Raw genomic sequence first — 14,346 nt, 5'->3', positions numbered from 1 at the left:
GGGTTAGCCCTCATTTTTTAGAGTGTGTTTCTGAATATTTTTTTACAGTTTCAGGGTTAGGCAAACCAACTTGTTTAAGGACTCTGTTAGCTTCTTCCATTAATAAAAGCACGCCTTCCTATACAAAAACCACTTTGGGTATGAGCTGGTATATTAAAGACAATAAATTATACCTACTTTCAACCGAGGCGGTTTCTGGATTTGGTTCATTTAAATATGACAGCTACTGCAATCTCATTGACCTAAATTCCAACAAGATGGAAAAGAAAAAAATAGGAAATGGTCAAGCCAGTGCTACCAGAACAATATGTGCGCATGCCACTCTTTGGTTTCCCAACGAGTGTGTAGTAAGCCATTTGTATTACATAAAATTATTTGGGGTAAAAAAGTTCAACACCATTCTTGAAAAAATCACTTATGAGGACATTGATAAATTAACAGCGATCAAATAATTGCACTCAGTAGACTTATAGTTTTTAATGATGTCGCCCGTTTTTTTATTTTTTGAGTTAGAAATCGTCCTTCGCGCATAGGCAAAATATTTTTTCTCAGATGCGACAGCTTTTTTCTCCTGAGAAACGAATCTTCGCTCACTGGAAATTTACCTTTGCACCTGAGAAATTTACTTTCGCACCTGGGAAATTACCTTTCGCGCATGGGGGAAAATAAATTTCCCATGAGAAAAAGATAATTTCTCATGGGAAAAATGCTTTTATTGATAAAATATGTCTGTAAGTAACAATAAAATGGACCAAAGTTCTTACACTGCAGGCTCTTGTTGACTTAAACAGTGGAAACTTCCCAAACCCCAGATGATATCTGTAGAATCGATACCAATCACTTTGCGATCGGGGAAACTTTGTTGAATGATCTGTAACGCTTTATCATCATTGGCGCAGCGATAAGTAGGAACAATCACCGCCGTATTGGCAATATAAAAATTCGCGTAAGAAGCCGGCAAACGTTGCCCTTCATACTCAATCGCGTCGGGCATGGGCAGCTCTATCACATTCAATTGCTGTCCATTTAACAACCGCATTTGTTTTAACTGGCGCAGGTTGTGCTGCAGCAATTCGTAATTCTCATCCTGTTTATTTTCTTCTACCACCGTTAACACGGTATTGGCGTTTACAAAACGAACCGTATCATCGATGTGGCCATCGGTATCATCACCCACAATGCCTTCATCAACCCACAATACCTGTTCAACGCCGTAATAGTTATACAGGTATTCTTCTATCTGCTGCTGGTTCAAATGCGGGTTACGGTTGCCATTCAACAAACAGGCGGTTGACGTTAACAACGTACCCTGTCCGTTAAATTCTACCGACCCGCCTTCCATTACAATACCGGGATGGTATACGGGAATATTATAGTGTTTACCGATTAAAGTAGGGATTACATCATCCAGGTCGAATGGCGGATACTTATTGCCCCAGGCATTGTAGCCCCAGTCAACGATCACCTTTTTGATCTCCGCATGGGGGTTTATCAAAAACGCCGGACCATGATCGCGGCACCAGGCATCATTGGTAGGATGAAGAAAAAATTTGATCTTACCCAGGTCGGCGCCTGCTTCGGTAAGACATTTAATAGCAAAGGCTTTCATGGCGTTGTCCACTACATTGATGCACACCTCTTCGCCTTTTGCCACTTCTTTAATAAACTGACTATAGAAAGGATAGATCGTTTCAATCTTGCCGGGCCACGATGCTTCTTTATGCGGCCAGCTCAGCCAGGTAGCTGTATGCGGCGCAAATTCTGCAGGAAAGTAATAACCTAGTTCTTTTGGAGTCTTCATTATCCTTTTTTCTTGATTGCGTTATTCGTGGTTATTAGTTGCCGTTGCACGATTCAGGTTACAGGTTTCAGGTTTACTTCTATGGTTTTCCCTGTAACCTGTAACTTGAAACAGCATTTCAATTATCTATGCTTATGATTAAAACAATTACGCTTCATCATCAATGAACCGCTTGGTGATCGGTTGGTAAGAATCAATTCTGCGGTCGCGCATAAATGGCCAATGAGTGCGGTAGCGATCGGTCAACGCAGTATCCAGTTCTATCACATTCACTTCTTCTTTATCGTGCGAAGCCTGGTATAAAACAGTTCCGAACGGATTGCTCACAAATGAACCACCCCAAAATTTCATAGCGCCTTTTTGTTCCAATCCAACACGGTTTACACTTACTACGTGCACGCCGTTTGCCACGGAATGGCTGCATTGAATGGTTTGCCAGGCATTGTATTGCTCGGTATTGGTTGTATCGTCCTGCGAAGTAGCCCAGCCAATAGCAGTTGGGTAAAACAAGATCTCGGCGCCCATAAGCGAAGTAATGCGGGCTGCTTCAGGATACCATTGATCCCAGCAGATGAGCACGCCAATGGTGGCGAATTTTGTTTTGAATACTTTATATCCCAGGTCGCCGGGCGTGAAATAGAATTTCTCGTAGTACGCCGGGTCATCGGGGATGTGCATTTTGCGGTACTTGCCCAGGTAGGTACCATCGGCATCGAGCACCGCTGTTGTATTGTGATAAAGCCCCTGAGCTCTTTTTTCAAACAAAGAAGCGATGATAACCACACCGGTCTCAGCTGCTACCTTACTTAATGAATCGGTAGAAGGTCCGGGAATAGGCTCTGCCAGTTTAAAGTTGTCGTAATCTTCCACATCGCAGAAGTACAGCGAAGTGAATAACTCCTGCAAACAAACGATCTGTGCGCCTTTGGCTGCCGCCTCACGTACTTTTTCAATTGCTTTTTGCAGGTTAACATCTTTATCGTTGGTGCAGCTCATTTGCACCAGGCCTATTTTTACTTTTGTCATTTCTTATTTAAGTTCTTTGTTCTACAATCTGAGTTCCGCATTATAACAAGGAACTACCTGAATTGTTGAATTGGTATCTTATCAACTTGTTAACTTTTCAACTGGTTAACCGATCACTAAGTTTCTACCTGTAACAGCGCGTCCAGGTTGCTGATACCAATTTTCTTTTCGCTAACATACCCTTCGGCGTATTTCACGCCAATGCGCTTACCCATCATGCGGGCGCGTCCGGTTACACTGTCCAGAAAATCGGGGGATGAAATATAGGTTTGCGGCCCTTCGTGTCCGTCTACCGGGTTGAAAAACTGGGTGCTGTAAGCCTGGATGGCCTCCATGCGTTGGTCAAATACATCGGAGATATCGATGAGCAGATCAGGTTCGTGGTACCAGTCCTGCAAATAATGCAATACATATTTGGGGCGCCAGCGTTGTTGTGGTTTACCGCTCTCGTCGGTGGTTTCAATTTTTGCCAGTCCTGCCAAAAAACAAGCTGTAGCAATCAGTTGGCCGGCGCGGCCATGATCGGGATGCCGGTCGTCAAGGGCATTCCCCAGTACCACTTCAGGTTGATAGGTCCTGATGGCCTGTATCAGTTTCAATTGATGTTCTTCATCATTGCGGAAAAAGCCATCCCGCATTTTCAGGTTGGCGCGTACCTGTACTCCCATGATCTCAGCAGCTTTGGCTGCTTCCGCATAACGGGTTTCAATGGTGCCCCTGGTTCCCAACTCGCCCTGGGTAAGATCGAGGATCCCGGCTTTCTTGCCCCGCTTAATTTCGTTGATCAATGTACCAGAACAACTCAGCTCCACATCATCAGGATGAACGCCAATGGCCAGTAAATCCAGTTTCATATTAAAAATTGAGCGGCAAAAATACAAAGTTATTTAGTTATTGAGTTCATAAGTTATTGAGTTCGAAATCAAACGTTTCGAAATCAAGCGTTCAACTTACAAACTAAAAAACTAAATAACTAACAAACTTAAAACAGCATTCCCCACTTAATCAGCGCATCTACCTCCGCCGGAGCATTGTCGATATGTTCACCTGCGCGTTTTTTCCCCAGTCTGACGATGACCGTTTTTTTGGAAGGAATTACAATTACATACTGGCCCAGAATGCCGCGGGCATAAAAGATCCCGGGCTTGCTGGGAATGATCCACCACTGATAGCCATAGTAGGTGCAACGTAGCCCGTCCTGGTCGGGAATATGGCAGGGTTTTATGGAGTTGAGGTAATAATCCATGGGTATGATCTCGTTGCCCTTCCAGCGGCCACTGTCCAGCATTAGCTTGCCCAACCGGGCAAAATCCCGGGCATTAGAATTAAAGCAACAATAGGCCTTTTCGTTCCCGCCTATCTGGTCGGTGCTCCACAAGGCAGCATGTTCGGCCCCCATTGGCTGCCACAATTTTTCCGAAGCATAGGCGCTGAGCGATTTGCCGGTGGCTTTTTCCAGCACCAGTCCTAACAGCTGGGTATCGCCCGATTTGTAGTAATGCAGGGTACCCGGCGGGTGAATAATGGAAACACCTGTAGCCGTTTTATATGCATCGTGCCCATAATATAATTCGGTGGTCACCGAAAAAGGATTGGCGTACGATTCATCCCAGTTGCTGCCACTGCTCATGGTAAGCAGGTCCACAATGCGCACTTTGGCTTTTTCGCCGGTCCTGAACTCGGGTAGAAAATCGCCCACCGGTTGCTGCAGCGACTGTATTTTACCTTCTTTCACGGCAGCGCCTATCAGCAGGCTGGTAATGCTTTTGGCCATGGAAAAGGAACCCGACAGGGAAGAATCGCTGTAGCCGTCCCAGTAAAATTCATACAAAATGGAATCGTTCTTAATGGCCAGTACTGCCACGGTTTCCAGATCTTCCAGCATCTTTTTCAGGGTAACCGGCAACGGGTTTTTGTTGTAGTCGTTTGAAAGGCTCCAGGGTTGCGGTTCGCCCGTTACCACGGTATTATTGGTGAACTTTTTATAGTCATCGATATTGGCAAAATTGTACCATACCGCCTCAAACAAATAAGTACGGCCTGAGATAACAGCGTAGGCGCTGAAAGCCACAATTATCACCAGAATAATGGTCACAATTACGCGAATAAACTTTTTCATAGCAGTGATTGTTGAATTGAAGGTAATACATTGAACCAACCTGTTTGGGCCATTTAATTGGTTATTAACTATTTTTTTCCAGCATGTGTAAAAAAAAGGAATACGTAACACAATAAAAATTATTGCAAAAGCTCCGGCATAGTGACAGTCCCTTTTTTTTGCTCTTTTCTCATTTTCGAGTAGCTTCGCAGGTCTTTATTCGAAAAAAGGCAAAGCAAGTCAGTAATAGCATACTGCCGGAAGGATCAGTAAATCGTAAAATCTAAAATCGTAAATCGAAATGGCATACGACGTAGTAGTTCTCGGAAGCGGCCCCGGCGGATATGTGGCAGCTATCCGGGCATCTCAACTGGGATTCAAAACCGCAATCATTGAAAAGGAAAGTCTGGGTGGTATTTGTTTGAACTGGGGCTGTATTCCCACCAAAGCCCTGCTGAAAAGCGCCCAGGTTTTTGAATACATTAAGCACTCAAAAGATTATGGTATCGAAGCCACTGGCACTCCTGATTTTTCGGCAGTTATCAAACGCAGCCGCGGCGTAGCCGATAAAATGAGTAAAGGTGTTCAGTTCCTGATGAAGAAGAACAAGATCGACGTGATCATGGGCTTCGGAAAACTGAAAGCCAAAGGTCAGATAGAAGTAAAAGGCGCCGATGGCAAATCACAGATCGTTGAAGCAAAAAATATCATTCTGGCAACCGGTGGTCGCAGCCGCGAACTGCCCAGCCTGAAAATAGATGGTAAAAAGATCATTGGCTATCGCGAAGCTATGGTGCTGCCTACGCAACCCAAAAGCATGATCGTGGTAGGTAGTGGCGCCATCGGGGTTGAATTTGGTTACTTCTACGCTACCCTGGGTACTAAAGTTACCATCGTTGAATTCATGGACCGCATAGTTCCTGTTGAAGACGAGGAAATTTCAAAAGAACTGGCAAAGAACTTCAAGAAGAATGGCATCGAGATCATGACCAGCTCTGAAGTTACCAGTGTAGATACCAGCGGCAATGGCGTTAAAGCCAAAGTAAAAACCAAAGATGGTGAAGTTACCCTGGAAGCCGATGTTGTACTGAGCGCTGTGGGTGTAGCTGCTAACATCGAAGGTATTGGCCTGGAAGAACTCGGCGTAAAAACTGAGAAAGGCAAAATTGCGGTAGATAAATATTACAAAACCAACGTACCAGGCATTTACGCTATCGGAGACTGCGTTCCTGGTCAGGCATTGGCGCACGTGGCTTCTAAAGAAGGGATCATCTGCGTTGAAAGCATTGCCTACGGTGAAAAGAAATACGCGCACCAACCCGAAGCACTGGATTACGGAAACGTACCAGGCTGTACTTATTGCACACCTGAAGTTGCTTCAGTTGGTATGACCGAAAAACAGGCTAAAGATGCCGGTTATGAAATTAAAGTAGGTAAATTCCCGTTAAGCGCTGCCGGTAAAGCTACTGCTGCCGGTCATAACGAAGGTTTCGTGAAAGTTATCTTCGATGCTAAATACGGCGAATGGCTCGGTACCCACATGATCGGTTACAACGTTACCGAAATGATCGCCGAAACTGTAGTTGCCCGCAAACTGGAAACTACTTACCATGAAGTACTGGATAGCATCCATCCTCACCCAACTATGAGTGAGAATATCAAGGAAGCTATTGAAGTTGCTTATGGTGAAGCGATTCACATCTAGTAAGAAGCTTTATTATAGAAAAGGGGCATCTGAATTCAGGTGCCCCTTTTCTTTTATCGTGAAACGGCAAACGTGAAACGTGAAAGTCCTTATAGCTGAACTCTGACTATTATCGGCAATCTCAGACCTTTCAACTTTCAACTTTGAATTTTCAACTAAGAGCCCTGTGCTTCCTTGCTTCCAAAAACCTTTTTCAACAAATCAGTTACCCGGGAAACAGGATCTTTACGGATCTTTTGTTCTTCAAGACTTACCTGGTAAAAGATGCCGGTGATGGCTTTATCAGTTACAAAACCACTTAGATCGGGATTGATCTTGTTGGTGGCAAACTTATTATAGGTGTTAAATACATCCGACCAGTACCTGGTGGCGCTTACTTTATCCAACGATTGTTGAATAACAGGCTTGAAAGCTGAAGTTAAAGCCGAAGTAGTCTTTGTCTTCAGGTAGTTGGTAGCCGCAAAATCACCGCCTTTCAAAATACCCAGTGCATCCTGAATGGTCATGGATTTAATGGCGTCTACAAAGATCGGCGCAGCTGATTTGGTAGCATCTTCAGCGGCCCGGTTCAGCGATAGAACGGCTTTATCAACCAGGCTGCCCATTCCCAGGTCACGCAGGGTCTTTTCTACCTTTTGAGCTTCCTCGGGTAATAATATCTTGATAGCGGCATTTTTAAAGAACCCGTCCAGGGCAGACAGCTGATTGGAAGAATTCTGTGCGCCTACTTCCAACGCCTGTTTTAAGCCGGCTGCTATGTCGGCCGTGGTTAATTGTCCCCCGGCGGTTGCCGGATAATTCTGTTCAATGGATTTAAGGATCTGCTGCGTACTTTCGCAGCCAGAGAGTGCGGAGAGTAGTAATACACAGGATAATAATTGGATAATTCTTTTCATCATCAATTGTTTGCTGATTAATTTTTGCAAGATTAAGCCGTAAATTTATAAAAATGCAAATATCAGTTTGGGAAAAAGAAAGTTTTTATGCACCTAAAGATGTGATCATCGTGGGCAGCGGACTGGTAGGCCTTTGGTGCGCCTGGCATCTTAAAAAGCACGATCCTGCACTTTCTGTTGCTATTATAGACAGGGGGATCATTCCCACCGGGGCCAGCACCCGGAATGCCGGTTTCGCCTGCTTTGGCAGTGTTACCGAACTGGCTGATGATGCCGAACGTTTTGGGGAAGACAGCATGTTGCAACTGGTTGAAATGCGCTATAAAGGCTTACAACGCATTCGCAAGGAGTTTAAAGAATCGGCTATTGATTTTGAACTGTGCGGAGGCTATGAATTATTTCACGAGCCACCCATGGAGAAGATCCCCATCCTGGAATATCAAATAGATCGGCTAAACACCCTACTGCACGACATCACCGGCAAAAAAAGAACCTTTAAACGGGCTGATGATAAGATAGACAAACTGGGATTACACGAGGTAGACCAATTGATCGAAAACAAAATGGAAGGCTATCTGCACTCCGGCAAACTTTGCCAGGCGTTGTTACAAGCCGTACAATCGATGGGTGTAACCGTGCTGAATGCGATCGAGATCAGCGGGTTTGAAAAAGTAAACGATCACATCGAGCTATACACCAACCAGTTTGTAAACTTCAAAGGCGGCAAGGTACTCATTTGCACCAATGCATTTGCCCGGCAATTATTACCCGACCTCGATATTGTTCCCGCGCGCGGGCAGGTACTCGTTACCTCTCCTATTGAAAACTTACCACTCAAAGGCACGTTTCATTTTGATGCCGGCTATTATTATTTCCGCAATCTTGGCAATCGCGTTTTATTAGGCGGCGCCCGCAATAAAGCATTCTCTGCAGAAGCCACCACCGAACTCACTACCACCGATACCATTCAACAGGAACTGGAATATTTTCTCAGCACTTATATTCTGCCCGGCTATAATTACACCATCACCGATCGCTGGAGTGGAATTATGGGAATGGGTAACGAAAAGATGCCTATTGTAAAAGAAGTTTCACCGCAGGTATTTTGTGCGGTACGAATGAGTGGAATGGGGGTTGCGTTAGCACCGGTTATCGGGGAACAAGTGGCTAAATTGTTACGATAGTCGCTATTGAGGTAGAAAGTTTAAACTTAAAACTTTGAACTAGAATTTAGTCCTTGAAGAAATAATGGTGGTTGTAAACCCTAAAACAGCTATAAGAGCGAATGACAACCGTAAACTAACCGCTTGTGCAATAAACCCAATCATCGGCGGACCGGCTAAAAACCCAAGATAACCGATAGTAGATACGGCGGCTAAGGCAACACCTGGTGAGAAGACTGTTGATTTTCCGGCAACGCCATATACAAGCGGTACTACAGAAGATACGCCAATTCCAACCAGCATAAAACCTACTGTAGCTGTAATCAATGTAGGAAATGTAATAGCAATCACCAATCCGCTGGCAATAACCAGCCCGCTTAACTGCAGCATCCGTAATGCGCCCAGACGGGTAACCAGTTTATCACCGGCGAAACGTCCGCCGGCCATCGTACACATGAACGCGGTATACCCGAGTGGAATTAATCCTTTTGATACGGCTACTACTTTTTGAAAATATATGCCACTCCAGTCGAACATGGCGCCTTCGCAAACCATGCAACACATGGCAATTAACCCCAGTTTTAATAACGTAGCATCGGGTTTGGCAAATAACGGGCGATCATCATCAGCGTTTATATCCTGCCGCAGGGAGTTGCGATACAACAACGCGATCATTAAAAACGCCGTAGCGGCTATAATGCAAAAATGGGTAAAGGGTGGTAAATGAAAATTGATCATGAGGGTACCAATAGACGCGCCGGTAAAACCGGCCAGGCTCCAGATACCATGAAAAGAAGCCATGATGGAGCGGCCATACAACACTTCCAGGCTTACGGCCTGCGTGTTTACCGCAATATTGAACAGATTACCCAACAACCCAAAGACAAACAAAGCTACCACCAGCTGCCAGGTTTGCTGTACCAGACCAATATTGCATAAAATAAGCGGATATAGCAGGGCGGCCAGTAAAACCATCTTCCGGCTGCCAAAATGATGCACCAGCCAGCCTGAAAAAGGCAATGACACCATTAACCCAACGGGAAGGGCCAACAAAACTGCCCCCAGGCCGCCATCACTTAACTGAAGGTGTTGCTTTATATCGGGAATGCGGGAAGCCCAACTGGCGAAACATAATCCGGCAATAAAGAAAAACGCCCCTATCGATAACCGGGCCGCTTTTTTTGACACCAGCGGCTGCACCAACGTACTTTCCATGGCGCCAAAATTACACGAGGGACGGCCATCACAAAAACATTTTTGCAGCAATTCTATAAAATACACAACCTTTGCTCAACAACCATCGTATTGTATTGAATAGCATTTGAGTATAAAAGATAGATAGGACCTCTAATCATAAAGAAAAAAGGCAATAGATAAGATTTATAACCGTTAATGCAGTCTGATTAATATATTTCTTTAAATTTACAGAACGGGTTTTCACTTATACACGTTCTCATAAGGCTCAGTGACTTTCCAACCAATTCACCGGTACATTTAACTCTCTGGCTAGTAGCATTAAATCCCTTCCCAACCAGGATTTGTTTTCGTGACTTGTCACCAAAACAATGTGTTTTATTGACGTTTTTTAATACTTACTATTTTATGCAAACCTCATCTGTTTCGCATAGTGAGATAACTATGCAGGCAACGATTGGCCCTAAACGGAATGCCACCGCTGCTGCCATTTTGAATGGTGTAATTGAAAATACCGAAGGGTACACCTGGATCATTGATAAAAGCCTTCAATACATAGTTTGCAATCTCCACCTTCGCAATACTATAAAACAATTATCGGGCAGGGAAGTATTACCCGGTGACGAGGTTATTGATTGCCTTGGTCTGCTGGACCCAACCCAACAGTTACCATGGTCAGCCATTTACCTGGAAGCTTTTAACGGTACCGCCCAACGATTTACCCACCAACTATCTATTCAGGAAAAAACAGTTTTCTTCAACATTACTGTAACACCGGTATGGGAAGACGATACAGTCATCGCCCTCTCCTGCTCTGCCCAGGATATTACCGAACGTAAAAAAGCCGAAGAAGCATTGCGCCAAAGCGAATTGAAATTCAGATCGCTTATCGAGAATAGCACCGACATCATTACCATGGCCAATGCCGAAGGGAATATTTTTTACGGTTCTCCTTCGTCTAAAACAGTATTCGGGTACGAAGAAGCCGATTACATGGGCCGCCATGTGTGTTCGTTTATCCATCCCGATAGTTTGCCCTCAATGGGCGATCTGCTGCAAAACCTGATTCAACATCCCGAGAAGGTATACACCATTGACCTCAAGGTATTTGACAAACAGGGTAACGAACGATGGGTGCAGGGCCTGGCATCGAATATGCTACAAAGATCGGGCATCAATGCACTGGTAGGCAACTACAGGGATATTACCGAACGAAAAAAAGCAGAAGAATTGATAAAGGAGTCGGAATACCTGTATAAGAACCTGTTCTATAACAGTCCGCTCCCCATTGGGGTTTGCGATGCCGAAACCATGCAGTTCCTGGATGTGAATGAAGCCACCATACAGTTATATGGCTATTCACGGAAAGAATTTATGCAAATGAGATCCATGGATATTTTGTCGCCCGATGAACAGGTAGACCTGCAACAGGTGCTGCCTAAGGTTGACAACCCCAACCACCCTTCCATCTTACGCAGGCACGTTAAAAAGAATGGCGAAACCATCTTTGTTGAAGTGTGGGCGCATGCCATTAATTATAAAGGCCGTAATGCCTGGCTGATACTGGCCAGTGATATTACGGAAAAGATAGAGCTGCAAAATCAGCTGGTTGAAAAAGAAATCCAACGGCAGCAGGAAGTAACCAAAGCGGTGATCGATGCGCAGGAAAAGGAACGCGCCACCCTGGGCCGTGAACTGCATGATAACATCAGCCAGATGCTTGGTACCGCAAAGCTGTACCTCAATTGCGCCCAGGATACGCCTGGACTTACGAATGACATGATCACGCGTAGCCGGGATACTATCAGCGACGTCGTTGAAGAAATAAGACGGCTGTCAAAATCAATGATTGAAACATTTGACGAAGCGGTGGGTCTGGAACTCTCGCTGAATGAACTTATTCAAAAAGTTCGGCTGGCGCAGCCTTTCACGCTCTCCCTTTATTTCGCAGTGCCCGATGAACCGCAGCTCGACGATAAATTGAAAATGACCATCTTCCGCATTGTGCAGGAACAATTGAACAACACTATAAAATACGCCAACGCCACAGAAGTACAAATTGCCATTGTACAAAAGAACCGGCAGTTGCTGATTACCATTGCCGATGATGGCAACGGGTTCGACACTACTCAAAAAAGAAAGGGCATTGGTATTACAAATATTATAAGCCGGGCAGAATTATTTAATGGCCGGGTTACAATTGAATCAGCGCCCGGCAGGGGCTGCCGCATGCAGGTAAGTTTTACTATTTGACCCACAAGAAGTTGAGTAAAGTAGAAAGATAATATAACATAGTGTTTTGTTGTTTTACACCGTAAAACGAGGCTGAAGCCTTACTTTTGCGGTGTTTTTTATTTTAAATGCACAGGGAGATTCTTATGGATAAGGCTTTTTTATTCGACTTGAACGGTACCATGATCGATGATATGCAGTTTCACTTAAAAGCATGGTATCAAATTTTAAATGATGATCTGGGCGCTAACTTAGGCTGGGAAGAAACCAAGCACCACATGTATGGCAAAAACAGCGAGTTGTTGATCCGGATCTTCGGCGAAGACCGGTTTACCACTGAGGAAATGAATCACCTTTCTCTTGAAAAAGAAAAACGATATCAACAGGAATACAAACCACATCTGCAGCTGATCCCCGGCTTACAGCAATTCCTTGAAAAAGCACATGCCATGAACATTCCAATGGCCATTGGCTCTGCCGCCATTATGTTCAATATTGATTTTGTGCTGGACAATTTAAACATCCGCAAATATTTCAAGACCATCGTGAGCGCTGACGATGTAACCACCAGCAAACCTCACCCTGAAACTTATTTGAAGTGTGCGCAGTTGTTAGGCGTTGATGCTGCCAATTGCCTGGTGTTTGAAGATGCACCCAAAGGCGTGGAAGCTGCAAAAAATGCCGGCATGTCTGCTGTAGTGCTGACTACCATGCACGAAAAAGAGGAGTTTGCTGTGTACAACAACATCATCCGGTATACAAAAGACTATACGCAATTGTCGCCTGCCGATTTGGTAGGGTGAGCCACTCTCAAAGAGTGACCCACCCTTTGAGTGCCCCACCCTGGTTACCAATTCGCTTTATTAATTCAATACAGGCGCGGCCGTTGTGGTAAGGGCATTTCCACAACCCAGCTTTATCCTGTCCCTGCATAACGGTGTGGTCTTCGTTCACCCCCCAGAACCATTCGCCGTTTTTGTCGTCGCGGATGTATTGTTTGATGAATGCCCAAACATTGTAAGCATACTGCAGGTATTCATGCTGGTCGCTAATTTGCCAGGCATTGTAAAAACCTACCATCGCTTCGGCCTGCGGCCACCAGTGTTTTTCTTTTATCAACCTGTTATTCGCAGCCTCATACTCATACCAAAGGCCACCATCGGTATCGAGCCCAATAATTACCGCATCGGCCATTTTAAGGGCATTGGCCCGCATTTGTGCTATCAATTCTTCATCCCCGATTGTTTCAGCTGCTTCCGGTAACAGCCAGCTGGCTTCTATATCATGCCCGTAGGAAACGGTGTCAGATCTCACATTCCAGTGTTCATCAAAAAATAAATGCAGGTGACCGGTTTGTTGATTGATGATGTGATCGTGAAAATTGCGAAGCAGTTCAGCAATGTGCTTTGCCAGCAATTCATCGGGGAATATTCTATATAAGGCGGTATAAGCTTCCAGAATATGCAAGTGCGTATTCATGGTTTTCTTTTCATTCGCATCTTTATGGCTCAGGCGCACATCAGCCACTCCTTCCCAATGCCGGTCGAAGGCTTCAAAATAACCGCCCTGTTTATGGTCATAACTTTTTTGTTGAATTACTTCATACAACTGAATGGCCAGGGCTTTGGCTGATTCGTTCTTTGAAGCGCGATAATATTCGCTGCAGCCATACAATACAAAGGCCAGGGCATATACCTGCTTTTTGGTATCGTACGATTCGCCATTACTGGTTACACTCCAGTAAACGCCGCCATACAAAGAATCGACAAAATGTTCGCGGATGTAAGCAAAGGCCCGATCGGCTGCCGTTGCATAACGTGGGTCGTTGGTTAAATGATAAGCAGCGGAGAATGTCCACAAAATGCGGGCATTCAGTACGCTGCCCTTAGGCGCATCGGGATAGCTCCTGTTGTTATTATCGATCCGGCCATAGAAACCACCCTGTTTTTCATCAACAGCATGTTGCAGCCAGTAATCCAGTATAGCAAGCAGCTCGTGTTGCAATTCGTTTGAAAAAAGTTCCCGGTCCATGTAACGATTATACCACTTTTTTTGCTCAGATGGCTGTTAAATATGCTGTTGCCGGGCGATCTTGTTATTTTCAATCATCCTGTACAAGGTGCGTACCGAAGCGGCGGAAGTATAGCCATCTGCCGGCGTGTGCATCACATAATCAACCAGCTGTTCAATCGTCGATTCCGCAACATGCATGCGGGTATCTGACGAAGCAT

12 protein-coding genes are annotated in these 14,346 nt (G+C 44.9%); 5 read left to right on the top strand and 7 right to left on the bottom strand.

The genetic code is table 11. The features are described from left to right. The coding region (locus ACJ751_RS04650) for a hypothetical protein (RefSeq protein WP_407744209.1) at positions 1 to 452 on the top strand (452 nt) is incomplete at its 5' end. A 308-nt stretch (positions 453 to 760) separates the two neighbouring features. Here ACJ751_RS04650 and ACJ751_RS04645 read toward each other — a convergent pair. From ACJ751_RS04645 to ACJ751_RS04630, 4 genes are all read right to left on the bottom strand, one after another. Then, complete coding sequence (locus tag ACJ751_RS04645) at positions 761 to 1,801, bottom strand: agmatine/peptidylarginine deiminase (protein ID WP_407744208.1); 1,041 nt, start codon at positions 1,799 to 1,801, stop codon at positions 761 to 763. Positions 1,802 to 1,948: 147 nt separating this feature from the next. Beyond that, positions 1,949 to 2,827 (bottom strand): carbon-nitrogen hydrolase, encoded by an 879-nt coding sequence (locus ACJ751_RS04640; RefSeq protein ID WP_407744207.1) that lies wholly within the window; start codon positions 2,825 to 2,827, stop codon positions 1,949 to 1,951. A 116-nt stretch (positions 2,828 to 2,943) separates the two neighbouring features. Continuing rightward, positions 2,944 to 3,681, bottom strand: coding sequence for a bacillithiol biosynthesis deacetylase BshB1 (bshB1, locus tag ACJ751_RS04635; RefSeq protein WP_407744206.1), 738 nt, complete (start codon positions 3,679 to 3,681; stop codon positions 2,944 to 2,946). Positions 3,682 to 3,809: 128 nt separating this feature from the next. Then, entirely contained in the window at positions 3,810 to 4,946 is a 1,137-nt protein-coding gene (locus ACJ751_RS04630) for a serine hydrolase domain-containing protein (protein WP_407744205.1), read from the bottom strand. Between the two features lie 280 nt (positions 4,947 to 5,226). Here ACJ751_RS04630 and lpdA point away from each other — a divergent pair, with 280 nt between their 5' ends. Further along, a complete protein-coding gene (gene lpdA / locus ACJ751_RS04625; protein WP_407744204.1) occupies positions 5,227 to 6,630 on the top strand; it encodes a dihydrolipoyl dehydrogenase in 1,404 nt (467 codons plus the stop codon). A 155-nt stretch (positions 6,631 to 6,785) separates the two neighbouring features. Here lpdA and ACJ751_RS04620 read toward each other — a convergent pair whose 3' ends face one another. Then, on the bottom strand, positions 6,786 to 7,526 hold the full coding sequence (locus ACJ751_RS04620) for a DUF4197 domain-containing protein (RefSeq protein ID WP_407744203.1): 741 nt from the start codon (positions 7,524 to 7,526) through the stop codon (positions 6,786 to 6,788). Positions 7,527 to 7,579: 53 nt separating this feature from the next. Between ACJ751_RS04620 and ACJ751_RS04615 the strand changes: the two genes are divergently transcribed. Beyond that, positions 7,580 to 8,710, top strand: coding sequence for an NAD(P)/FAD-dependent oxidoreductase (locus ACJ751_RS04615; RefSeq protein WP_407744202.1), 1,131 nt, complete (start codon positions 7,580 to 7,582; stop codon positions 8,708 to 8,710). A gap of 39 nt (positions 8,711 to 8,749) precedes the next feature. Here ACJ751_RS04615 and ACJ751_RS04610 read toward each other — a convergent pair whose 3' ends face one another. Further along, entirely contained in the window at positions 8,750 to 9,904 is a 1,155-nt protein-coding gene (locus tag ACJ751_RS04610; RefSeq protein WP_407744201.1) for an MFS transporter, read from the bottom strand. Between the two features lie 387 nt (positions 9,905 to 10,291). On the opposite strand from ACJ751_RS04610, the gene ACJ751_RS04605 reads away from it, so the two are divergent. After that, positions 10,292 to 12,136, top strand: coding sequence for a PAS domain S-box protein (locus ACJ751_RS04605; RefSeq protein ID WP_407744200.1), 1,845 nt, complete (start codon positions 10,292 to 10,294; stop codon positions 12,134 to 12,136). Positions 12,137 to 12,261: 125 nt separating this feature from the next. Continuing rightward, positions 12,262 to 12,918, top strand: coding sequence for an HAD family hydrolase (locus ACJ751_RS04600; RefSeq protein ID WP_407744199.1), 657 nt, complete (start codon positions 12,262 to 12,264; stop codon positions 12,916 to 12,918). Positions 12,919 to 12,925: 7 nt separating this feature from the next. Here the strand turns inward: ACJ751_RS04600 and ACJ751_RS04595 are convergent, their stop codons facing one another. After that, positions 12,926 to 14,146, bottom strand: a complete 1,221-nt coding sequence (locus ACJ751_RS04595; RefSeq protein WP_407744198.1) for an AGE family epimerase/isomerase — start codon at positions 14,144 to 14,146, stop codon at positions 12,926 to 12,928. Between the last annotated feature and the right edge of the window lie 200 nt (positions 14,147 to 14,346).

It is taken from the genome of Niastella sp., from assembly GCF_045805085.1.
Lineage (GTDB): Bacteria > Bacteroidota > Bacteroidia > Chitinophagales > Chitinophagaceae > Niastella.
Note: the sequence above shows the minus strand (reverse complement) of the source record. Positions and strands in the feature narration are given on the sequence as shown.